The 22,457-nt window shown below is 61.6% G+C and carries 22 protein-coding genes and 2 tRNA genes; 9 read left to right on the top strand and 15 right to left on the bottom strand.

The window, feature by feature from the left end:
* Positions 1–5 precede the first annotated feature (5 nt).
* Both tsaA and CXU21_RS00325 read left to right on the top strand, forming a co-directional pair.
* On the top strand, positions 6–704 hold the full coding sequence (gene tsaA / locus CXU21_RS00320; protein WP_219723137.1) for a tRNA (N6-threonylcarbamoyladenosine(37)-N6)-methyltransferase TrmO: 699 nt from the start codon (positions 6–8) through the stop codon (positions 702–704).
* Positions 705–878: 174 nt separating this feature from the next.
* Positions 879–2,018 carry a serine hydrolase domain-containing protein gene (locus CXU21_RS00325; protein WP_102724610.1) on the top strand — a complete coding sequence of 380 codons (1,140 nt, stop codon included), beginning with the start codon at positions 879–881 and terminating at the stop codon, positions 2,016–2,018.
* Positions 2,019–2,091: 73 nt separating this feature from the next.
* Here CXU21_RS00325 and CXU21_RS00330 read toward each other — a convergent pair whose 3' ends face one another.
* The 9 genes from CXU21_RS00330 to CXU21_RS00370 all read right to left on the bottom strand — a co-directional run bounded on the left by CXU21_RS00330 (position 2,092) and on the right by CXU21_RS00370 (position 11,536).
* On the bottom strand, positions 2,092–2,496 hold the full coding sequence (locus CXU21_RS00330; protein ID WP_102724611.1) for an SH3 domain-containing protein: 405 nt from the start codon (positions 2,494–2,496) through the stop codon (positions 2,092–2,094).
* 361 nt (positions 2,497–2,857) lie between these two features.
* Positions 2,858–4,231 (bottom strand): efflux transporter outer membrane subunit, encoded by a 1,374-nt coding sequence (locus CXU21_RS00335; RefSeq protein ID WP_102724612.1) that lies wholly within the window; start codon positions 4,229–4,231, stop codon positions 2,858–2,860.
* A 21-nt stretch (positions 4,232–4,252) separates the two neighbouring features.
* Positions 4,253–5,614 (bottom strand): ABC transporter permease, encoded by a 1,362-nt coding sequence (locus CXU21_RS00340; protein ID WP_102724613.1) that lies wholly within the window; start codon positions 5,612–5,614, stop codon positions 4,253–4,255.
* On the bottom strand, positions 5,611–6,315 hold the full coding sequence (locus CXU21_RS00345) for an ABC transporter ATP-binding protein (RefSeq protein WP_102713939.1): 705 nt from the start codon (positions 6,313–6,315) through the stop codon (positions 5,611–5,613). Before CXU21_RS00345 ends, CXU21_RS00340 begins: the two co-directional genes overlap by 4 nt.
* Before the next feature lie 67 nt (positions 6,316–6,382).
* The gene (locus CXU21_RS00350) at positions 6,383–7,774 is read right to left on the bottom strand and encodes an efflux RND transporter periplasmic adaptor subunit (RefSeq protein WP_102724614.1); all 1,392 of its coding nucleotides are present in this window, start codon (positions 7,772–7,774) and stop codon (positions 6,383–6,385) included.
* A 909-nt stretch (positions 7,775–8,683) separates the two neighbouring features.
* A complete protein-coding gene (locus CXU21_RS00355; RefSeq protein WP_102713706.1) occupies positions 8,684–9,091 on the bottom strand; it encodes a (deoxy)nucleoside triphosphate pyrophosphohydrolase in 408 nt (135 codons plus the stop codon).
* Positions 9,088–9,597, bottom strand: a complete 510-nt coding sequence (locus CXU21_RS00360; protein ID WP_102724615.1) for a metallophosphoesterase family protein — start codon at positions 9,595–9,597, stop codon at positions 9,088–9,090. The genes CXU21_RS00355 and CXU21_RS00360 overlap by 4 nt, the downstream gene beginning before the upstream one ends.
* Positions 9,594–10,571 (bottom strand): RsmB/NOP family class I SAM-dependent RNA methyltransferase, encoded by a 978-nt coding sequence (locus CXU21_RS00365; RefSeq protein WP_102724616.1) that lies wholly within the window; start codon positions 10,569–10,571, stop codon positions 9,594–9,596. The genes CXU21_RS00360 and CXU21_RS00365 overlap by 4 nt, the downstream gene beginning before the upstream one ends.
* A 5-nt stretch (positions 10,572–10,576) precedes the next feature.
* Positions 10,577–11,536: an ROK family protein gene (locus CXU21_RS00370; RefSeq protein WP_102713700.1), complete on the bottom strand. Its 960-nt coding sequence runs from the start codon at positions 11,534–11,536 to the stop codon at positions 10,577–10,579.
* A 223-nt stretch (positions 11,537–11,759) separates the two neighbouring features.
* On the opposite strand from CXU21_RS00370, the gene CXU21_RS12605 reads away from it, so the two are divergent.
* From CXU21_RS12605 to hemC, 7 genes are all read left to right on the top strand, one after another.
* Positions 11,760–12,572, top strand: coding sequence for a TraR/DksA family transcriptional regulator (locus tag CXU21_RS12605; RefSeq protein WP_102724617.1), 813 nt, complete (start codon positions 11,760–11,762; stop codon positions 12,570–12,572).
* Between the two features lie 33 nt (positions 12,573–12,605).
* Complete coding sequence (gene rpmG, locus CXU21_RS00380; RefSeq protein WP_022396979.1) at positions 12,606–12,779, top strand: 50S ribosomal protein L33; 174 nt, start codon at positions 12,606–12,608, stop codon at positions 12,777–12,779.
* 28 nt (positions 12,780–12,807) lie between these two features.
* Entirely contained in the window at positions 12,808–13,053 is a 246-nt protein-coding gene (rpsR, locus tag CXU21_RS00385) for a 30S ribosomal protein S18 (protein ID WP_022396980.1), read from the top strand.
* A 108-nt stretch (positions 13,054–13,161) separates the two neighbouring features.
* Positions 13,162–13,956, top strand: coding sequence for a GTP cyclohydrolase FolE2 (folE2, locus tag CXU21_RS00390; protein ID WP_102724618.1), 795 nt, complete (start codon positions 13,162–13,164; stop codon positions 13,954–13,956).
* Between the two features lie 21 nt (positions 13,957–13,977).
* Positions 13,978–14,736, top strand: a complete 759-nt coding sequence (gene ccsA, locus CXU21_RS00395; protein ID WP_102724619.1) for a cytochrome c biogenesis protein CcsA — start codon at positions 13,978–13,980, stop codon at positions 14,734–14,736.
* Positions 14,737–14,756: 20 nt separating this feature from the next.
* Positions 14,757–15,758 carry a glutamyl-tRNA reductase gene (gene hemA / locus CXU21_RS00400; RefSeq protein WP_257997337.1) on the top strand — a complete coding sequence of 334 codons (1,002 nt, stop codon included), beginning with the start codon at positions 14,757–14,759 and terminating at the stop codon, positions 15,756–15,758.
* On the top strand, positions 15,748–16,683 hold the full coding sequence (hemC, locus tag CXU21_RS00405; protein ID WP_180972558.1) for a hydroxymethylbilane synthase: 936 nt from the start codon (positions 15,748–15,750) through the stop codon (positions 16,681–16,683). Before hemA ends, hemC begins: the two co-directional genes overlap by 11 nt.
* A gap of 392 nt (positions 16,684–17,075) precedes the next feature.
* Here hemC and CXU21_RS00410 read toward each other — a convergent pair whose 3' ends face one another.
* The 6 genes from CXU21_RS00410 to CXU21_RS00435 all read right to left on the bottom strand — a co-directional run bounded on the left by CXU21_RS00410 (position 17,076) and on the right by CXU21_RS00435 (position 22,368).
* Complete coding sequence (locus CXU21_RS00410; RefSeq protein WP_102713937.1) at positions 17,076–17,432, bottom strand: DUF488 domain-containing protein; 357 nt, start codon at positions 17,430–17,432, stop codon at positions 17,076–17,078.
* A gap of 394 nt (positions 17,433–17,826) precedes the next feature.
* Positions 17,827–19,776, bottom strand: a complete 1,950-nt coding sequence (locus CXU21_RS00415; protein ID WP_102724622.1) for an O-antigen ligase family protein — start codon at positions 19,774–19,776, stop codon at positions 17,827–17,829.
* Between the two features lie 154 nt (positions 19,777–19,930).
* A complete protein-coding gene (gene mutL / locus CXU21_RS00420; protein WP_102724623.1) occupies positions 19,931–21,838 on the bottom strand; it encodes a DNA mismatch repair endonuclease MutL in 1,908 nt (635 codons plus the stop codon).
* Positions 21,839–21,878: 40 nt separating this feature from the next.
* Positions 21,879–22,091, bottom strand: coding sequence for a sulfur carrier protein ThiS (gene thiS, locus CXU21_RS00425; protein WP_102713935.1), 213 nt, complete (start codon positions 22,089–22,091; stop codon positions 21,879–21,881).
* A 101-nt stretch (positions 22,092–22,192) separates the two neighbouring features.
* Positions 22,193–22,268: transfer RNA gene (locus CXU21_RS00430), tRNA-Glu, on the bottom strand.
* Positions 22,269–22,293: 25 nt separating this feature from the next.
* Positions 22,294–22,368: transfer RNA gene (locus CXU21_RS00435), tRNA-Cys, on the bottom strand.
* Between the last annotated feature and the right edge of the window lie 89 nt (positions 22,369–22,457).

Raw genomic sequence — 22,457 nt, forward strand, 5'->3', positions numbered from 1 at the left:
TCCGCTTGCATCCCGTCGCCCGCGTCAGCACGTGTTATCCGGACAAGTTCGGCGTACCGCGCCAGAGCGGCCTGGTACCGGGCGCCCGGGCGCGTCTGGTGTTTGAGCCGCCGTTCCGCAATCCGGACGCCGTCCGCGGCCTGGAAGGCTTTTCCCATGTGTGGCTGATCTGGGTATTCAGTGAAAACCTGCGGGAAGGGTGGAGCCCCACCGTCCGGCCTCCGCGCCTGGGCGGTAATGTGCGCATGGGGGTGTTTGCCACGCGCGCGCCGTTCCGGCCCAACCCCATCGGCCTGTCCGCCGTCAGGCTGGAACGGGTGGAACTGCACCCGCAAGACGGGCCGGTGCTGCACCTTTCCGGCGTGGACCTGGTGGACGGCACGCCCATTCTGGACATCAAGCCTTATGTTCCCCTGGCGGACTGCATTCCGGAGGCCGCTGAGGGATTCACCGCGTCTCCCTATGAGCGGCTGGATGTGGAAATCCCCGCCGCCCTGGGGGAATCCATGCCTCCGGAGGAACTGGCGGCGCTGGCGGATACGCTCTCCCTGGACCCCCGCCCCCAGTACCAGGATGACCCGGAACGGGTTTACGGCCTCCTGTTCTCCGGCCGAGAGGTGAAATTCAGAGTGGCGGAGGGGCGCCTGCACGTGCTGTCCCTGGAACCCTCCGGTCAACGCCCAAATGCGGGAGACCAACGATAAAACCTTGAAAATCCCGGTATTTCGCCGCCCGCCTGCGATGATGCTGGCCGTTGCCCCGGCCATCAGGCATGGCCCCTGCGCGGCCCGTCAGGACAGGGAGGGGGCTTGCTTTCCGGGGCGTGGGGGAGTAGCCTTCTCCCGGAATCCGGAGATGGACCCGGACTGTTTAAGGGAATGGATAATGACCGGCAGATAGCTGAAGCTTTTGAAAGGAACTTCCGTGATTACGGAGAACTGGGCGCGTCCCTTTCCGTCTGGAAGGAAGGGAGGGAAATTGTTTCCCTGCATTCCGGTTTTGCCGTGGCGGATAAAACGCGCCCGTGGACGGACCGCTCCCTGGTTCCCGTTTACTCCGCCACCAAGGGGGCCGCTTCCGCCGCCCTGCTGCTGGCCCTGCACCGGCAGGGAGCTTCCCCGGAAATGAGCGTGGGGGAACTGTGGCCGGAATTCCCGCTGCCTTACGCATCCATCGCGCAAATGATGTCCCACCAGTGCGGCCTGGCGGCCTTCTCACGGACGGCCAGCGTGTTTGACCATGAGGACTGCGTGCGCGCCCTGGAGGAAACCGTTCCGGCGTGGGAGCCCCCGGAGCACGGCTACCATCCCCATACCTATGGCGTCATGCTGGATGAACTCATGCTGCGCCTGACCGGGGAGCGCCTCTGGCGCTACTGGGAGGAATACGTCCGCGCGCCGCTGGACCTGGACTTTTACATCCGCCTGCCGGAATCCGAATTCGGACGGGTGGCGACGCTGTACCCCGGCAAGATGGACATGTCCAACATGGGCACGCCGTTTTATCAGGAATACATGAAGAAGGGAACGCCCGTGAACCGCGCGTTCAACACCCTGGCAGGACTGAACAGCGTGCGGCAGATGAATACGCCGGAAGCGTGGACGTCCGGCGCTTCGGCATTCGGCGGCGTGGCTTCCGCCCGCGGCATGGCAAAATTCTACCAGGCGTGCCTGGGGCTGGATGAACTCCGGGTATTCCCGTCTGCCGTGCGCGGCTGGATGCGGGACATCGTCATTGACGGGCCGGACCTGACCCTGAAAACGCCCACCGCCTTTTCCTGCGGCTTCATGCATGACCCGGCGGACCCCGCCACGGGCCGCAAGCTGCGCCGCCTGTTCGGCTCCGGCGGCTTCGGCCACGCCGGGGCGGGCGGTTCCCACGCCTTTGCGGACCCGGCCAGCGGCCTCTCCTTCGGCTACGCGATGAACCGCATGGACCTGAACGTGCTGCCCGGCGTGAAAACGCGCCTGCTCATTGACGCGGTGATGAGGGAAATCCGGGGAGCGCCGGAAGCCTGACGAACCGGAGGGCAGGGGAATAAAACCGTTTTTTCAGAGTAAAAGGGAGATTTTTCCGGATGCGTCGCCTGGTTCAAGGGCACCCGTTTTCCGCGGTCTGCGCCGCTTCATCTCCAATGGTCTCATTGGGTATCCAGCCTTCCTCCCGGTCGCTGGTTCTGCGGACCCATGTCCACCCGTTCAGCGTCTTGATCTTGACGATTTCTTCTCCGGGATCTACGTTCAATTCCCTGGCGCTGTAATCTTCCAGCACAATCCCACGCGTTCCGCCTTCCTGGCAGTCAATCAGTTGAACCGGAACCCAGCCTCCTGTTCCCTTACTGTTTTCCGCCCAAATCCAGTCCTTCCAGTTTTCTTCCGGCGCTCTTTCCCCCAGCGTAACGCTTTCCCCCTTTTTCAGCTTGATGGGATGTTCATATTCCGTCCGGTGTGAAGCAACTGTTTTAAAGATTACCTGGGGTGCGCCGCTTGTTTTCATGTGGTGATGATGTTCCGTTTTCAGTGGGATGGCCTCTGTTGGAACCCGTATGCCGGATTCCGGCCCGGTTCTGCCCTATCCTGCCTGTAGTCCCGTCATCCTTCAATCCTGTATTGAAGCTCCGCCGCCGGGAACGGGTCATCATGCCCGGTAGGCCAGCGCAATTATTGATGGCCGGAAGAAAATATGGACCCTATTTCCCCGGTTTCCGTGCGCTCCGTACTTCCGCGGCGTTCCATGGCGAAAAAAACTTCTCCCTGCATCATCCGTCATGAAGGAGCGCAGGGAGAAGAAGTGATTCAAGGATGAAGAAGCCGCCGTTTTAACGGAGAATGTGCGTCCGGCGCCGGAAAGCCGCCTTTTACCATCCGCCGCCCAGGGCGCGGGCGAGCTGCACGACGGCCTTGCGGATGTTCTGCTTCATGGTGACCAGGGACTCCTCAGAGCTGAGCCAGGAGCGCTGGGCCGTGACGACGTTCAGGAAGTCCGTCTGCCCGTTGATGTACAGGGTGCGGGAGAGCAGGAAGGCCTCCCTGTTGGCGTTGTTTTCCTTGTGCAGGTATTGCATCTGGGAGGTGTAGTTGCCATAGGCGATCAGGGCGTCCTCCACCTCGGAGACGGCGGTAATGAGCGTTTTGCGGTAGGTTTCCGCGGCTTGTTCCGCCGCCGCCTTCTGGGCGCGCACGGTAGCTCTCAGGGCTCCGCCCTGGAACAGAGGCTGCACCAGGTTGCCGCCCAGGGACCAGACGTTGTTGTTTTCCCGGAAGAGCTGGCCGAAGTCTCCGCCGCGGCCGGAGAGGGAACCCGTCAGGCTGAAGCGCGGGTACAGGTCCGCCACGGCTACGCCCACGTTGGCCACGGCCACGTGCAGGTCCGCCTCCGCGGCGATGACGTCGGGCCTGCGCCGCAGGAGCTCGGAGGGGAGGCCCACCGGAACCACGGGCGTTTTTTCAAAGACGGAGGTTTTGGGAAGCGTCAGTTCCACGCGGGAGTTGTACGTACCCAGCAGGACGGAGAGCTGGTTTTTGGTGGAGGCCACCTGTGCTTCCAGCGCCGGAATGCGGCCTTCTGTGGAGGCTACGGTGGAGATGGCCTGTTCTACGTCCAGGCGGGGGGCGAATTCCGATTTGTAACGCTTTTCCGCAATGGTGAGGGTGTTGCGCTGGATTTCCAGCTGCTCGCGGGCAATGCGGAGCTGTTCGCAGGCGGTGATCCAGTCAAAGTAGGCTGTGGCTACGTCCGCCAGCAGGGCTGTGCGCACGGCGCCCGCGGAAGCCTCCGTGGACATGAGGGAAGCGCGGTACGCCTCAATGGAACGGCGGTTGCCGCCAAAGAGGTCCAGCTCCCAGGAGGTGGACGCCCCCAGGGTGAAGTCCTGGGAGGTGGAGCTGCGGAAGCCCCGGTCCGGAGACAGGCTCCAGCCCGCGCTGGCATCCGCGGAGGGCAGCAGGGAGGCCTGGGAGACGCGCAGTCTTTCCCGGGCTTCCCGGATGCGGAGGAGGGCCACTTTCATGTCCGGATTGTTGTTCAGGGAGGCGGAGACCAGGCGGTTGAGCTGGGGGTCTCCGAAGATGTTCCACCAGGAGCGCAGGTCCTTGTCAGAGCTGCGGGGGGGGCGGGCCGTGGCCCAGGAGGAAGGCAGGTCATTGGCCGGCGGCCGGAAGTCCGGGCCTACCATGCAGGAGCTCAGGCAGCATGCGGCCAAAAGGGGGAGGTATTTGAACGTGGATGACATGGGAAGGAAAAGAGTAACGGGTTATTCGTGGCGCAGGGCGTCGATGGGGTCCATTTTGGAAGCCTTCCAGGACGGATACCATCCGAAGGCCAGGCCGATGAATACGGAGACGCCCACGGCCAGGGCCATGGCTTCCGGGGAGGAGGCGGTGGCCCAGTTCATGGTGCGGCTGACGATGATGGAGATGGCCTTGCCGAGCATGATGCCCAGCGCGCCGCCCACCACGCAGAGCAGCACCGCTTCCAGCAGGAACTGGCGCATGATGTCCTGAGGACGGGCGCCCACGGCCATGCGCAGGCCGATTTCCTTGGTGCGTTCCGTGACGGAGACGAGCATGATGTTCATGATGCCCACGCCGCCCACGACCAGGGAGATCATGGCCACGATCATCAGCAGGTTGGTCATGACTTCCGTGGTGCTGCTCATGGCGCGGGACATTTCAGCCATGTCCCACACGCGGAAGTCGTCCAGCTGGCCGTCCTTCAGGTTGTGCTTGGCGCGGATGACTTCCGTGATCTGGTCTATGGCCTCGGAGGAGCGTTCCGGGTCCGCAATCTGCGCCATGATGAAGTCAATGTTATTGAAGCGGCGCGGATGGGGGGCGTCCGTGTACGGCTGGTCCGTGGTTTCCGTGTAGTAATCCACGGAATTGGCGGTGTACTTGTCCGCCCGGTTGAAGGTGGTGGTGGATTTGCCGGAGGAGGAGGCGGACCCGCCCCCCAGCCCCTGAAGGCGGTAGCGGATGCTCGTCCACGGCAGGATGATGGAGTCGTCCTGGTCGCGGCCCATCATGTTGGCCCCCTTCTTCTGGAGAATGCCGATGACCTTGAACATGACGTTCTTGATGCGGATGTCCTTGCCCAGCGGGTCTTCATCTCCAAAGAGTTCCCTGGCTACCGTCTGGCCGATGACGCACACGCGCCTGGCCTGCTCCACGTCTTCCTCGGAGAAGGGCTGGCCGCGCTCCATGTCATACCAGCTTTTGATCTTCAGGTATTCCACGGAACCGCCTTCCACGGTTTCCGGGCTCCAGTTTTTGTTGCCGTAAATGACCTGCCCGCTGGCGCGCACCACGGGCGTGGCGCGCAGGACCATGGTGCAGTCCTTCATGATGGCTTCACAGTCCGCGTTGGTCAGGGAGGCCCTGCCGCCCGCGCCAGTGTTGACGCCGCTCTTGGAGATGGCGCCGGGGCGGATGTTCAGGGTGTCCGCCCCCATGGAGGCGATGGTGTTTTTAATCTGGAGCGTGGACCCCTGGCCGATTTCCACCATGGCGATCACCGCGGCAATGCCGATGATGATGCCCAGGATGGTGAGCGCGGCGCGCATGGGGTTGCGCACCAGGGCCTTGATGCAGGTTTTAAGGAGGGGAAGGAATTTCATACGTCGTCCTTGCTTAGCGTGTCGGAAATCCCTTCGCAGATGAGGCCGTCCGCCATGTTGATGGCCCGGTCCGTGAAGGCGGCTATTTTGGGGTCATGCGTCACCAGGATGACCGTGATCCCCTTCCGGCGGTTCAGGTCCTTGAACATGTGCAGCACTTCCTTGGAGGTGGTGGAGTCCAGGTTGCCCGTGGGCTCGTCCGCCAGCAGGATGCTGGGGTTGTTGATCAGGGAGCGGGCGATGGCTACGCGCTGCTGCTGGCCGCCGGAAAGCTGGGCGGGGGTGTGGTCCATGCGGTCGGAAAGGCCCACCAGGTTCAGCAGTTCCACGGAGCGTTCGCGCATGGCCTTCATGCTGAGAGTGGGGTGGGCGTACACGGCGGGCATCATCACGTTTTCCAGCGCGGTGGTGCGGGAGAGCAGGTTGAAGTTCTGGAAGACGAAGCCGATGCGCTTGTTCCGGAGCGTGGCGCGTTCTGCGGCGTTGAATTTGGCTACGTCTTCTCCGGCAATGTAGTAATGGCCGGAGCTGGGGCGGTCCAGGCAGCCCAGGATGTTCATCAGGGTGGATTTTCCGGAGCCGGAGGCGCCCGTGAGGGAGACGAACTCCCCTTCCTTGATGTCCAGGGTGATGCCCTTGAGCACTTGGAGGTCAATTTCCCCCAGGTGGTACACCTTGGTTATGTCACGTAAGCGGATCACGTTATTATATTATAATGCTTGATGCGGTAAAAAATGGTTGAGCTGGCGGATGCGGGTTGTTCCCGGATCAGGGAGGCGGGGGCGGCCCGCCATTGCCGGAGGCCGCCTTCGTATTGCCCGTGCTCGGCTTGCGGCGCGGAGGCATCTTGGGCGCAAACGGGTTTTCACCGCCGGCGGAGGCGGACGTTCCGTCACCGGAGTTTCCGGAGCGGTTCAGTATCTGCGCCGTGGAGACAATCTCCATGCCTTCCCGGAGCGTTTCCCCCTTGACGACCGTCAGCATGCCGTTGCTTTCCCCCCTGGTGACCAGGTGGGGGTAAAGAACAGCATCCCTGAGTTCCCAGACCACGGCTTTTTTCTCCTGTCCGCTTTGTGCGGGAGCGGCCAGTTCAGGCTGCATCTGTTCAAGGGTTCTTTTCTGTTCGGCGCCGATGAGGTCCGTTTCCGGCTGGAAGCGGAGCGCGGCATTGGAGACCAGGAAGGCGTTCCGGATATCCTCCACGACAAACTGGACGTTGGCCGTCAGGTAGGGAATGAGGAGCTTGTCCGGGTTGGGCACGTCAATGTCCACAATGTAGGTGACCACGTTGGAGGTCATGGTGGCGTCCAGGCGGATTTTGTCCACCGTCCCCTTGAATTTGCGGCCGGAGAAGGCGTCCACGGTGAAGATCACTTCCTGCCCCTTGCGGATGCTGCCGATGTCCGCCTCATTCACGGCGGCCCAGATTTTAAGTTTGGAGAGGTCCGTAGCGATGTAGAAAAGGCTGGAGGCGCTCATGCTGGAAACCACCGTCTGGCCGATGTTCACCAGGCGCTTGACCACCACGCCGTCCACGGGGGACTGGATGGTGGTGTATTCCAGGTTGCGCATTTCCTTTTTCAGCGCGGCTTCCGCCTGTTTCAGGGATGCTTCCGCTTCCAGCAGGGAGGCTTCCGCCACGGCCACGTTGGCGCGGGCGGTCTCTTCATCCGCAATGTACTGGTCATAGCTGGATTTGGACAGGGCGTCCCCCGGTCCCAGCTTTTCCGCGCGTTCCCGGTCCAGCTTGGCCTGGTGGTGCTTGGCCTTGGCCTGCTGGATGTCCGCCCTGGCGCGGGCGATTCCGGCGGATGCCTGCGCCTTGGAGGCTTCCGCCCGCTGCACGTCCAGCTGCACGGGCAGCTTGTCAATCTCCGCGAGCATTTGCCCCGCCTTCACCGGGCTGGAGTAATCCACCACCTTGCCGTCCAGATCCTTGCCGAACTCCATGATAATGCCGCTGACCTGCGCGCCAACGTCCACCAGTTCATCCGGTTCCGTGACGCCGGTGGCATCAATGGTGATCATCAGGTCCCCCTTCTCCAGGGGCTCTGTCTGGTACTCCACCTGAATGGCTTCATTCCCTTTCCACTGTTCCCAGGCGAACCAGGCGCCTGCGAGAACGACAATGACGATGATGAGTTTGATAAATCCCTTCACGACTATAATATACTTCGCAATAATGAAAAAGTTGCACAGATGTTAAAAACTTTTTTGCAACGGGGAGTGATCCTACCATGATTTCCTGAAATGTCTAAGGATTTATTTCATTCCATAACAGTTATGAAATATTAACTAATTATGTTACATAATCGTAATGCCCTGGCTCTTTTTTACGGAATTGTAAAGAGCTGGGGACAAGCCGCCCGGAACGTTCCCCGGCAATCAATTGGCCTTCATGCTTTTCCGCTCAAAGGTAAAAACTGGCACGTTTCTTGCAAAGTAAGATGTGAAGGATCATGTGATCCGGAAATTGCCAGTCAACCGTATGTACAAGAATGATTTATTTGATTTGCTGTTCAGGCTTCTCCATTCCTTCTGCCGTTCCTCCCGGCCATGCAGGGGGCGGAAGGAGCGGGACCGGAAGGCCCGGGAATATTTGAAGGCCATGGTGGCCAGGGCGCGGATGCGTTCGTTTTAATGCATCCGGGCGCCTGTCCGGAAACCATGCGGGGAGGGAGGGCCGTGGAAAGTTGCCGGGCGGGCATGCTCCGGGTGCACATCTTCAAATGGCGGCGGACTCCCGCCGGGTTCCCGGCTGCAAAGGGGAAAGGAAAGACACCGCTGCACCGTCACTGGCAATGAGCCACGTTCCCGTGCCTCAATAGAGCGGGGACTTCCGCCGCTGTTTTGACTTATCCGGTATAGGACTTAGTCAGCCCTGCGTCGGGGCTGCCCCCATTAGGTATAATATCGGTTCGGGCCACTTTGCCAGGTGTTGACGAGTGCAGCAGCCAGCACCTTATATACTGCATGGCGGGATATTATCCAAGGTGTTTTTGGAATCTTTTAAGACATGCGCGGGGAGCCGCCGGGGATAGGACTGAACCTGAACGGGATGCCGTTCCGTCAGCAGGCGCCTTCCAGCCATTCCTTTAAAATGGGGCGGTCTGCGGGGGCCCATGGCAGTTCTGCCAGCGTGCGGCGGGAGAAGAAGCCCAGGCTTTCATGCTCCAGGGGCCGGGGCAGCGCTCCGGGGTCCAGGCGGCACAGGAAGGGGATGAGGCGGATGACGCGTTCCTTTTCCCCGTGCCGCACGGGGGTGAGCATGCGGACGGGATGGACGGCGCACCCCAGCTCTTCCCGGATTTCCCGGATGATGGCGTCCTGCGCGTTCTCCCCGGGTTCCAGTTTTCCGCCGGGAAATTCATAGAGCAGCCCGTTGGACTGCCCCGCGGCCTTCTTGGCGGCCAGGAGGAGGGGGCCCCGGGCGGCGGACAGCTCAATCAGGGCGCAGCAGACGTCCAGGGTGTTCATGATGCGCTGAAATCCACCGCGTGCAGGTTCATCATGCGGGAGTCCGTATCCAGGATGCCGAAGCCGATGCGCCCGGTCCTTCCCTGGAGTTCCCCCGGATTGGCAAGCAGGCACCCGCCGTACGTTTCCCGCGCGGCCTGGTGGGTGTGTCCGTACAGGGCGGCGTCCACGCTGCCGTTCCTGGCCTCCTGCATGGCGTATTTGGGATAATGGGAGAGGGAGAACTTCATGCCGTACCGGGTGATGACGGCGTGTTCCGGGTGCAGGCGCGCCGCCGGGGAATTGGCCGCCATCCGCTGCATGAGGAGAAGCTCGTAGTCATTATTGCCCGGCACGGCGTCCAGCGGCAGGCCGCCGGTGAGCTCAAGGATGCGCAGGAAGCTTTCCGGGGTGGTGCAGTCTCCCAGGAAAAAGAAATGTCCGCAGTCCATCAGGCGCATCTGGCGCATGGCAGGCTCCAGGTGGTCCGTGCGGTCGTGCAGGTCGGAAAAAATGCCTATCTTCATGGTGTTGATTGGTTCATGGCATGAATGGGCCAGGCCAGCAGTTCGTCCGGCAGGGGAGGCAGGGGGCCATGCTCCCCCTCCCGGCGCAGCAGGCAGGTGAAGCCGCCCGCGCCCGCGCCGTGGAAAGGCATGAGCCGGTAGCAGGCCTCCTGCGTCAGCGCGGAGCGGAAGGGCTCCAGCTCCGGCACGGATACGGTGCGCAGGTCCGGACAGCGTTTCAGCAAGTACAGAATGTTGCGCTCGTTCTCCTCCGGGGCGTAGGTGCAGGTGGTGTACAGCAGATAGCCTCCGGGCGCCAGGCACCGGACCGCCGCCAGCAGGATGCCCCGCTGCCGTTTGGCGTTGCCTCCGGTGACGGAGGAATTGAAGCAGCCGGGATTGGGAATGCCCTTGGCCAGCAGGGACTGTCCGCTGCACGGGGCGTCTGCCAGAATGAGGTCAAAACAGCCGGGGGCTAGTTCCGCCCACTGGTCCGGCCGCAGGCGCTGGGTGTACAGGCCCGTGAAACCGCAGCGCAGCAGGTTGTGGCGCAGGATGCCCAGGCGTTTGGGGTGCACCTCGTTGGAGACGTGCTCCCGCGGGGCTACCCTCGTTTGCGCCAGAATGCTTTTTCCGCCGGGCGCGGCGCACAGGTCCAGGCAGCGTTCCGGACGGAAGGGCAGATGGGCCAGCGGGGCGGTTTCCCAGACGGAGGAGAGGTCCAGGGGATAGTAGTAGCCGCGTTCATAATCCGGCAGGGAACCGGGCCGCGCCTCCGTTTCTCCCGCCGGGAGCGCGGGGATGGAAGGGTGCCCCCAGTCCCGCGGCGTTTCATCCGCGGGGAAGGGCGGAACGTAGCCTTCCGGAGCCTGCGGGGTGATGACCAGCGCGCTTCTGGAACGGTCCCCGGCCTGCATGGCGTCCAGAAAGTCCTGCTCCTGTTCCGGAGCCAGCCCCAGCTTGGAGGTGAGCCTGAGTATTTGGGTGGAGGACACGAGAATCAGGCCCGGAACGTTTCGCCAAAGTGGGTGTTGAGCGCCAGATGGGCGGAACCCAGGATGCCCGCCTCCGTGCCGAACTGGGCGGGGAGGATTTCAAGCTGTTCCACCAGCGGGGCGGCAAGCTGGGCTCTCATGATTTCCTGGAGTGGCTGGAAAAGCAGGGTCTTTGCCTTCGCCACGCCGCCGCCGATGATGATGGCCTGCGGGTTCAGCAGGTAGCAGCAGTTCATCAGCGCGCAGGAAAGCTTCACGGCCAGGTCCCGCCATACCTGCGCGGCCACTTCATCCCCCGCCAGGGCGGCCCGCTCCAGGGCGATGGGGTTGCAGTCCACAATGGCCTTGTCAATGCCGTGGCTGGCGTACAGGGTGCGGGCGTCCGCCGCTATTTCCCGGTTGCCCACGTAATCCTCCAGGGCGCCGCGGTTGCCGTAATGGCCCAGCCGTCCCCGGTAGTCAATGCTCGTCTGCCCCAGCTCTCCGGCGGAGCAGGTGGCCCCGCGTACAAGGTCCCCGTTCACGATGAGGCCGCTGCCCACACCCGTGCCCAGGGTCAGGCATACCAGGTGCCTTTTCCCTTTTCCGGCCCCCAGCTTCCATTCCGCATAGGCCATGCAGTTGGCGTCATTCTCCACGTACACGGGCAGTCCGCAGGCGGCCTGGAGCATGTCCCGCACCGGAACGTTGTTCCATCCCGGCACGTTGGTGAGCGTGTAGACGGTTCCCTGGTAAAAGTTGACGAAGCCGGGCATGCCCATGCCGATGGCCTGCACCTCCGGGTGGTTCAGCCGCAGCATGTTCACAAACTGGGCGATGGCTTCAATCAATTGATCCGGATTGCCGTATTCCTGGGTGGCGATGGAAGGCGCGTGAGCGATCACTTCCGTCCCTTTGACGACCCCCAGCTTGATGGAGGTTCCCCCGAAGTCAACGCCGATGGTGGGGATGGTTGAAGCTGTCATATGGTACCAATATAGAATTTTATGGGTCGATGAAAAGGTTAAATGAAGTACGTTTCCGTTAAAAAAACGGCTGGATGGATGCCGGGGAAAATGACTTGTTTCATTGCTGAATTTTCTTGAATGAACATTTGGCCGCTTGTAGTGTCTCATAGTCTAGTCAGTTGGGCGGTCTCGCCCGCTGTTCGTGAAACATCGTCAACCTCAGCCCATAGAGACACCTCATATGCCTACTCCCAAGAAAACCGAAAGCAAGGCCGCCGCCAAAAAAGCTCCGGCTCCCAAGAAAAAGACCTGCGGGAAGACCGCCTGCAAGACGCCCGTAGAGCAAGAGGCTCCCACGAAAAAGAAAAAGGCTGCGGAACCGAAAAAGGCCGTCAAGCCGGCCAGGAAAGCCGCTTCCCCTGCCGCCGCTGTGGAAAAGAAGCCGGCACCGAAGACGGCTAAAAAGGCCCCGGCCAGGAAAGCCGCCGCTTCTCCCGCCGCTCCGGCGCCCGCTCCCTCCAGGAATGAGTTGACGGATGAACAGACGGAAGCCATCGCCGCCGCCAAGGCGCAGCTGGCTGCGGATCCGGAATGGGAACCCTTTGTGCTGATGCAGCGCCAGCACCTGATGGACCTGCGCGACAGGGCGCTGGACAACATGAGCGGCGTGGCCCGCGACACCCTCCGGAACCATCCGGAAGGCAGTGAAGCCTCCGGCTCCGGAGAGCACCAGGCGGACGCCGGCAGCGACGCCTATGACCGTGACTTCGCCCTCAGCCTTCTTTCCAAGGAACAGGACGGCCTGTATGAAATCGAGCAGGCGCTTGCCCGCATTGACAATGGAACGTACGGCATCTGTGAAATGTCATACAAGGTCATTCCCATCCTGCGCCTGGAGGCCATCCCCTTTGCGCGCCTTACCGTGGAATGCCAGGCCCAGTGGGAAAAGGAAAAAGGGCAGAACGCCCGGTTCCGCCCCAGGGTGGCCCTGGGCTTTGCGGGTGGACAAAATGATGTAGATTTATCTGTTTCACTTGACGATGATGAAGAATAGTGTATAAATCCTCCCCCGTAACACATTTTCATCATGCCAAGAGACATCATCATCCTCGAATGCACTGAGGCCAAAGCCGAAGGAAAGCCTACGTCCCGCTACGTCACCACGCGCAACAAGAAGAGCCTGCGTACCCCCGGCCGCCTGGAAAAGGTTAAATACAATCCTTTCCTGAAGCGCCGTACGCTTCATCGTGAAATGCGTTAATTACGGGCCAGCCTATATCTTTATTATTATGTCCACTGAACCCAAGACTGTAGAACGTCGTATTCGTTTCCGCACGTGCAATCGCCAGATGCCGCGCCGCCGTCTCGACATCCCGATGGATCAGGTCGATCTGCTCAACCCCGATTTCCTGTCCAAGTTCACCTCTGAAACCGGCAAGATTCTTCCCCGCCGCGTGACTGGTCTGTCTGCCAAGATGCACCGCAAGGTGACCCGTGAAATCAAGCGGGCCCGTTCCATCAACCTTCTGCCGTAACAAGCGCCAAGGAAAATCTCTTTCGGTAGAAATTGTCTTTGCAGGCGGGAGTTTGTCCGGTAACAGGGCAGACTCCCGCTTTATTTCCAGCCATCATCCTCCCTCCCCATGCAGGAACTGAAAGATACCCAGTCTGAGGCGGATACGCGCAATATCTCCATTGACCGGGTGGGTGTCAAGGGACTGCGCTTCCCCATCCAGATTCAGGACAAGCTCAACCGCATCCAGTCCACCGTGGCAACGGTTTCCCTGGCGGTGGACCTGCCGGAAAAGTTCAAGGGCACGCACATGAGCCGCTTTGTGGAGGCCCTTCACCAGCACGGCCCCCTGCTGGACGTGCATACGGCCCTGGCCATCCCCCGGGAACTGCTCAGCCGCCTGTCCGCTCGCCGCTCCCATGTGGAAATGGAATTCCCGTTCTTCCGCGCCAAGAATGCCCCCGTGACCGGAATTGAAGGGATGATGGATTACGTGGTCCGTTTTGAGATGGAGGCGGAAGCGGACAACAAGCTGGCGGACTTCAAGCTGACCGTGGTCGTTCCCGTGACGACGCTCTGCCCCTGTTCCAAGGCCATGAGTTCCTATGGAGCCCACAACCAGCGCGGGCTGGTCACCTACTCCGTGCGCTTCGCCTCCCGGCCCGTCTGGATTGAAGACCTGATTGACCTGGTGGAATCCTGCGCCAGCTGCTCCCTGTACAGCGTGCTGAAAAGGCCGGATGAAAAATGGGTGACGGAAAAGGCTTATGAAAACCCCGTTTTTGTGGAAGACCTGGTGCGGAACGTGGCGCTGAAAACGCAGAGCCATTCCGCCTTCAGCTGGTACCGGGTGGAAGCGGAAAACTTTGAATCCATTCACAACCACCAGGCGTACGCCGTCATTGAACGCGACCTGCGCTCCTGAACTTTTTCCCGTACCGGACCTATGAACGACAACTGGTGGGCCCTTGCATCCCTCATCCTGTCCCTGGCTTTCACGGGGCTGGGATGGCGTCTGCTGGCCTCCGGCCGCCGTTTTTTATACGCCCACCTCTGGATGGCGTGCCTGTTTGCGCTCCAGACGGGGGCGCTCTGCGTCAAGGCGTACCAGACGGGGATGTGCCCCATCCGCGGCGCCTCGGAGGTGCTCTTTTTCCTCTCCTGGACCATCAATCTCTTTTACCTTCTGCTGGGCCGCGCCTACCGCATGTCCGTGCTGGGCATCTTCACGGCTCCGGCCATTGCCCTGCTGACGGCGCTTTCCCTGTTGCTCGGCGTATCCGGCGCGGACGTGCAGGGCACGCATGACTTCTGGGTGACGGCGCACGTGGGCGTAGCCATGATGTCCTACGGGGCCGGCGGCCTGGCCGCCGCCGCGGGCGTGGCGTTCTGCATGCAGAATGAATGCCTTAAAAGGCGCCAGATTCCCGGCACCTGCCGCCTTCTGCCCCCCATCCGCACGCTGGAAGCCAGCATGAAGCGCCTGGTCCTGGTGGCGTTTATCCTGCTTCTGGCCGGGGAATGGCTGGGCTGGCAGCGGCATCTCCCCATCAACGGGGCCAAGACCCTCATTGTCATTCTGCTGACGCTGGGCTACGCCGCCCTGCTGTGGCGGGCCTACCGCCGCGGGATGCCGGGCAGGGCCCTGGCTTACTGCTGCGTGGCCCTCTTTATTGCATCCATGAGCATTTTCCTGGTAAGCTGATGAGAATGGTTTGTTTAGGCTTGAATCACCGGACCGCTCCCGTGGAAATACGTGAGCGTTTTGCCGTGCCGTCCCACAGGCTCCAGGAAGAAGGGCGGTGCATCCGCTCCCTTCCGGACGTGGACCAGTGCGTGGTGCTCTCCACCTGCAACCGGATGGAAATCTACTACTGGTCAGAACGGCCGGAAAACGCACAGGAGCACATCCTCTCCCATTTCCTGGGGACCGGGCGCGGTAATGTGAACATGGGCGCTCACTTTTACAGCCACCTGGGCGCGGAGGCGCTGGAACATCTGTGCCGCGTGCTGAGCGGTCTGGATTCCATGGTGCTGGGTGAAACGGAAATCTTCGGCCAGGTGAAGACGGCCTACCAGATGGCGCTGGACGCCGGAGTGACCGCGGGCTGCGCCAACAAGACCTTCCAGAAAGCCTTCACCATCGGCAAAAGGGTGCGGACGGACAGCCAGATTCACGCCGGGGCCACCTCCGTGGGGTCCGTGGCCGTGGAGCTGGCAGAACAAATCTTCGGCGACCTTTCCGGCACGCGCGTCCTCATCCTGGGGGCCGGGGACATGAGTCGGGTGACGGGCCGCGCGCTCCGCGCCCGCGGGGCGGAGGGCATTTACGTAGCCAACCGCTCCTTTGACCGGGCCGTGGAACTGGCGGGCACGATCGGCGGCCAGGCCATCCGGTACGACGTGTGGGGGGATTACCTGAAGGACATTGACGTGGTGGTGGCCGCCACCGCCGCCCCCCACTGCATCATCACGCAGGAGACGCTGCTGCCCCTGCGCGCCGCCCGCAAGTACCGCTCCCTGTTCCTGATTGACATTTCCGTGCCGCGCAACATTTCACCGGACGTGGCGGACATTGACGAGGTGTACCTGTACGACATTGACACCCTTACCCAGCTGGCGGATGAAGCCAAGCGCAGCCGGGAGCAGGAAGTCTCCCGGTGCGAGGCCATCATCCAGGACAACATCTCCAAATACTTTCCGGACTCCGCTCTCTATGACCAGTAAAAACACCCTCATCATCGGCACCCGCGGAAGCGCCCTGGCGCTGGCCCAGGCGGACATGGTACAGGCCGCCCTGGCCCTCCGCCATCCGGGGCTGGACGTGCGCCGTGAAATCATCCATACCACCGGGGACCGCCGCACGGACGTGCCTCTGGCGGACGTGGCCCGCGTTTCCGGCATCGTGGACAAGGGAATCTTCATCAAGGAGCTGGAATCCGCCCTGCGGGAAGGCCGCATTGACGTGGCGGTGCACAGCCTGAAGGACGTGCCCAGCGAGCTGGCGCCCGGCTTCACGCTGGCCTCCGTCCTTCCCCGCGCCGCCGTGGAGGACGTTCTGATTACGAAGGAGCCGGAATGGAACGGTACGGGCATCCTGGCTACGGGAAGCGTGCGCCGCCGCCTCATGGCGCGTACGTACTGGGGCTCCGGCCTGCGGTTTGAGGACTTGCGGGGCAACGTGCCCACGCGTCTGGCGAAGCTGGCGGAGCGCCCCGGCTGGGACGCCATCATTCTGGCCAGGGCCGGACTGGACCGCCTGGGGCTGTATGCTCCGGAAACCGTGGCGGAGGGAAGAAAACTTTACATGCGCCCCCTGCCGGTGGAAGCCTTCATTCCCGCCGTGGGGCAGGGCATTGTGGGGATGGAATGCCGCGCCGCCGATAAGGAGACGGCTGACATTCTGAAAGGCGTCAATGATCCGGCAGCCCATGACTGCGCCCTGGCGGAGCGTACCTTCCTGGTGCGTCTGGGCGCCAGCTGCTCCACGCCCGTGGGGGTTTACGCCCGGCTGGAAGGGGAGGAAATGGTTCTGAGCGCGGCGTACTACGTGCCGGGCCGGGAAGAACCTTTTGCCGTGGTGGTCCGCGGGGACCGGAAAGCTCCCCGGGATCTCGGCCTGCGGGCTTTTGAAGAACTGGGAGTGCGCTGACGGCGCGGTTCTCCCGCGTTCCTGCGGCGCAGGGAGAACAAAAAAAAGGTTCCGGAACTTGTCCGGAACCTGAATTGGGCAGTGAGCGCACGGAAATTAGTGTTTTTCCTTGTGGCTGTCCTTGGAGCTGGAGCTCTTTTCGGTCATAAACTGCCCGGTTGAAGCATCACGCTTGACGCGCTGCCCGGTTTTATTGGTGGTGGTCTCAGAGCGCTTCTTTGAATCGCCTCTGTGATTTCCACTCATGTGGGAACTGGTTGCCATGTTATATTCACCTCCTTTCCATTTTCTTCACTTGTTCATGAACGAGAGAAGAAATCCGGCCATATCATAGGTCCCTGTAACAGCATTTGGGTCTTGCGGATGGCGCTTGTGCAAAAATGTGCGCCTGTTTATGAAGAAGACTGCTGCATCAGGTAATCCCTCAGCGCCGCGGCCTCATTGTGCTCCGTGTTTCTGGCGGAATACAGCAGCGTGATCTTTCCCTTGCGGGCCAGCTGGAGGAGGTGGGGAACCCCCTCCTTATTGTTGTCAAGCTCTTCAAAATATTTCTGGCGGAACGTGTCCCATTTGGCATCATCATGGTCGAACCACCGGCGCAGGCGGGTGGTGGGCGCTACATTCTTCTCCCATTCATCCCAGGAAGCCTTTTCCTTGGAAATGCCGCGCGGCCACAGCCGGTCCACCAGCACGCGGTATCCGTCTCCGGTGTCCTGGGGATCATAAATGCGTTTGATGGAAATATGCATTTTAAAAATAGTTTTATTACAGAAATAGAAACCTCCGGGCATACATCTGTTGAGCCGGAGAAGGTCATGCAGCCGTCCTGCGGCATGCGCGGCGCGGCGGCGGACGGGCAGGACAAAGAGGGAAACAAAAGAGTGGCTCCGGGCCTGAAAGGCCCGGAGCCACGGGAAAAACGCCGTGCGCCAGCGTAGATGGAATACGGATGCCCCGGGTTGGAATTCCAGCATGACACCCATTCTTCCGCTCCGGTCCGGATGGCGCTGCCCGCCTCCGGCTATCTGGAAAACTATTCCGTTATTGGGAAAGGAACATCTGGAAAAAGTCGGCTGCACGGGGCACGGCCTGTGACAACAGGAGCATGGCGGCAGGAAGGAGGGAGAGAAAGTCCCGGGATCCCTACTTCCGCCAGGAGGAATCGGGAACCGCTCCGCGGGACTGCAGCGTCAGGATCAGCATCTTGAGCTCGCTGAGGCGCAGGTCATGTTCTTTCCTGACCTCGGGATCCAGGGCCCCGTAAAACAGCCACTGGTCCGTCTGGGCGGACATTATTTCCTGCGCCGTCAGGGCCATGGACAGAGCCTGCCCCGGGGACCGGGAGGCGGAAATCGCGCTCCAGGAATACAGCATATTGGTGTAAATGGTGGTCCAGGCGAACATACGGTCGTCAAACCTGCCGGGATCCAGATACGGGCGCAGCATCTGTTCCGCCTCCGTGTAGCGCCCCTGATGGATGTAAAGCAGGCTCTTGGCCGCTACCATTCCATGGTTGCCGGGGCTCAAAAGTTCCGCCTCTTCCTCCTGCCGCTCCAGCTCCCTGAGACGGGCCTGGTCCGGAGCCGGAGAACTGCCCGTGGCATGCAGGATGCTGCGCCGCACCAGGTCCGGATCCAGGCTGGCGGAAGCGGCTTCTTCCAGCATGGGGAGCCGTCCGTCGGAGGAAGGAGGGGCGGCGTGCAGGGAGGCCTTCCAGACCGGGAAGGCCAGGAAGGCGAAACAGAGGGCAAGAACTGCCAGCAGAAGGGCCGCGGAAGCCTGGACCCAGCGTCCGGCGCGCCGGGATGCCTTCACTCTGGAAAGGGAGGCGGTGCAGGTAATGCCGCAGCACAGGGCGCTGGCGCCCAGCAGGGCCGGATTATGCCAGATAAACTCCCCGTAGGCATGGAAGGCGGCGATGCACAGCACGCAGAAAGCCGCGGGCCCCAGGGGATTGGTCCGCTGATGGCCGTCCGCCAGCTTCAGCACGCTGCGGAACCCGGAAAAGAGGAACAGGGCCAGCAGGGCCAGCATCAGCCCCAGTCCGGCATAGCCGTAGTCACAGGCGGCTTGCGCGTATTCATGGTGGGCAAAATTGGGGAGGCTGGCGCCGGAGAAGAATTCCGTGGAAAGGTTGGTGAACATCCTGCTGCCGTGGCCGGTCCACGGCGCCTGGTCCGCCAGAGCCCATGCCAGCTTGGACAGGTCCAGCCGGCTGCCGAAGGAGAATATGTCCAGCAGGGAACCCAGTTTTCCGGCCCCGTTCGCCAGGTCCAGCACGGCGTACGCGGCTCCAAAGAAGAGAAGGAGGATGAACAGGATGGCTGCCGCGTAAAACTTCCTGTTATTGCGGAATACGCTGGACGTATAAATGAAGAAGCAGAGGGTGACGCCGGCCAGGGCGTTCGGAAAGGCGGAACGGGAGCTGCAGGTGAAAGAGACGAGGATGAGCGCCAGCCCCGTAAACAGGGCGGCACCCCATTTTCTGGCGGACGCCATGCTATAGGCGCAAAGGAAAAACCCCGTGATGGACAGGAAATGGGCGGAAAAATTCTTGTAGCCGAAAAGGCCGATATTGCGCAGCTCCGTGCCGAACAGGGAATAATCCGGCCTGAACCAGGAAGCCTCCGTTCCCGTCACGTTCTGGTACCCCCACAGCAGGGCGTTCAGCAATCCGAGGAATGCCGCCAGCAGGGGAAGAATGCTCTTCTTCCCGTCGCCCGCGCCCGCATACGCCCCGGCCATGAACATGACCATGGCAGTGGTGATCAGGCCCAGGTCCGCCACGCTCTCATAATAAAACCAGGGGGAAAGCCACGCGCGCAGGAAAAAATAACCGCCCCCCAGCCCCAGCGCGAGCCAGCCCGCCAGGCCGGGGCTGGGAATCTTGTCTCCCCGGATGATGCAGAAGCAGAACAGCAGAAGAGCCGCTGCCAAAAGGCAGGCAGGAAGAAAAAGGGTGTGCCATTCCCCCCCCGCGGCAGTCGTTGCCAGGGAAAGGTAAAAAAGGGCCAGAAGCGCGGTCAGCACCTTTCCGGCGGTGGTTTCAGCAATGCGCGGCGCGGGGGACTTGCTGGGGATGGGGTCTGGCATGGCTGAATGTGGGCTGGATGGCGGAAACGCAGGCAAACAGTATAGACGCGGGGAACTCCGTTGCCAAGAGCAAGCTTCCGGGGAAGGTGGGCATGGCCGTCAAAAGATACCATAGAGAACCTTGTCCATCCCGTTTCCCGGGAAGCACGGTCCCTCACGCCTGGATGCCGAATTTGCGCTTGATCTCCGGAACGGAATAATTAACCAGCGTAGGCTTGCCGCCCGGCGTGCAGTACGGTACTTCGCAGGCCAGCAATTCTTTCAGGATGGCAGGTGCGCGGTGCGGGGGGATACGTTCCTTCCATGCGGATTTCCTGGCAATTTCCCCGATGAAAGTTTCATAGGCCATGCGTTTGGCGTTCCGGCTGAATTCGGACTGCGTGAGGCGGTCTACCAGCTCCAGAAGGAACGCGCGGGCGTTGTCCAGCTCCAGCAGGGCGGGAAGGGATTCTATCCTGATGGTGTTCTGCCCGAAGGGGGTGACGGTCATTCCAGCCTGGTCAAAATGGGGGGCGAACTGCTGGATAACGGCAAAATCACGCGGGTCCAGGTCCAGCATCACCGGGTCCAGAAGCTGCTGGGACGGCATCGGCGCTTCCCGGTGCGCGCGCAGCCGTTCAAAGATGATGCGCTCCCGGGCCGCCCTGGGATGCATCAGCACCAGCCCTTCCGGCGTTTCAAACAGGGCGAACTGCTGGCGGAGGGTTCCCATGTAAGTGAATCCGGCGGAGGCGTCCCTTTCCGGCGCTGCCTTTCCGCATGCGCTTTGTGGGGAGCCGGTTTCCGTCTTATGCTGAAAATCCAGCCGTCCCTGGGTGGCGGGAACCTGTTTCAGTGGAATGGGCCGGAGGGGCGCCACGGGCACGGTTCTGCGGGTCTGGCTGGTTCCGGCAGGGGAGGAAACAGGAGTACACGGGGAGGAAGGGGAGGAAGCCGTACAGGCTTTTGCCGGAAAAGGCGGCAGGGGATGAACCGTCCGGAGGGCTTTTTCCTCACGCGGTGCGGAGGGCGGCGCTTCCGGAAGATGCCTTTCCGTGTCCGGTCCTGCGGCGGGAGCGTGGATTTCCCGGCGGGCATGTTTCTGGAGGGTGTTGGAGACCGCCTCCACAATGGTATTCACCACGTCTGCGGACCGGCGGAACCGGACCTCCTTCTTGGCGGGATGCACATTTACGTCCACCAGCGCGGGTTCCACCTCCATGTACAGGAACAGCGCCGGATGCAGCCCGGTGGGAAAGCCGCCGTAACCGTCACGGATGGCCCGGTTGATAAGCTGGTCTTCCACGGGCCGGGTATTCATGAAAACGTACTGCCCCTTTCTGGTGCGCCTGGCTTCGGAAAGCGGGAGCAGGAAACCCGTGACGGAAATGCCGGGGCCGATGGCCGGTTCTATCGGGATCAGGGCCGCCGCCGTAGCCGCATCCGTCAGCGCAGAAATGCGGACGCGCAGGTCCGCCGTGGCCGGCAGGTCAAAAATAAGCTGGTCATCCCGCTTGTAAGTAAAGCGCACCTGGGGGTAGGCCAGGGCGTGCAGGCGCAGCTGGTGCTCCACATGGGAGGCCTCCGTCTCTGCGGACTTCAGGAACTTGCGACGCGCCGGGGTATTGTAAAACAGGTCGGAAACCTCAATGGCGGTGCCGGGGGAGACGCCGGAGCTTCTCGGCTCATGTTCCTGGCCTCCGTCAATGCGTATTTCCCAGCCTTCCAGCTCCTGCGCCTGCCTGGTGCAGAGCTTGAAGCGGGACACGCTGGCAATGCTGGGAATGGCCTCCCCGCGGAACCCCAGGTGCGTGATTTCAAAAAGGTCCTCCAGGGAGGAAAGCTTGCTGGTGGCGTGGCGCTTGGCGCACAATTGGGTGTCTTCCCGGGACATGCCGCAGCCGTCATCCGTCACCTTGATCAGGCCTACGCCCCCGCGGCGTATCTCCACCCGTACGGCTTTGGCTCCGGCGTCCAGGCTGTTTTCCACCAGCTCCTTCACGACGGAGGCGGGGCGTTCCACCACCTCGCCCGCCGCCACCTGGCTGGCAAGAGTGGAAGACATGACGTGGATGGAGGGCATGGCTGCAGCGGATTGGGAAGGAAATATCGGAATCGGGGTACTAGCCTCCGGCGACGATGGACACGATCTCCACCCGGTCCCCGGGAGCGACGGTCACCCCGGGAAAGTCCTGCGGAAGGAGGGCGGAGCCATTGTGTTCCACCACCACGGGGGTGTTGTTCAAGCTCAAGAGTTCCAGAAGCCGGGAAACGGAACAGGGTTCCGCCAGTCCATACGGGGCTCCGTTCAGCGTGATGTCGTTCTGGGCTGCCATGGCGGGGCCAATATACCACAACGGGCGGGAGAATCCAGAAACATACCATGGGGATGGCGTAAAAAAGATTCCGGTTCAAGACGGAAGGAAAAGGAAAAACCTGGCATCGCGTACGGGACTCGAACCCGTGTTGCCCGCGTGAAAGGCGGGAGTCCTAGACCGCTAGACGAACGCGACTTGAACCGGTTTTATTACAGCATCTTGGAGGCGGGGGCGGGAATCGAACCCGCGAATAACGATTTTGCAGACCGTTGCCTTACCACTTGGCCACCCCGCCGCTGATGTTGTGCGCGGATACTAGGGGAAAGAACCGCGGGTGTCAATCTCGTTTTTGGAAAAGATGCGCTGTTTCTGCGGAAGGCTTGC

The sequence above is a fragment of the Akkermansia muciniphila genome (assembly GCF_002884975.1).
Classification (GTDB): domain Bacteria; phylum Verrucomicrobiota; class Verrucomicrobiia; order Verrucomicrobiales; family Akkermansiaceae; genus Akkermansia; species Akkermansia muciniphila_C.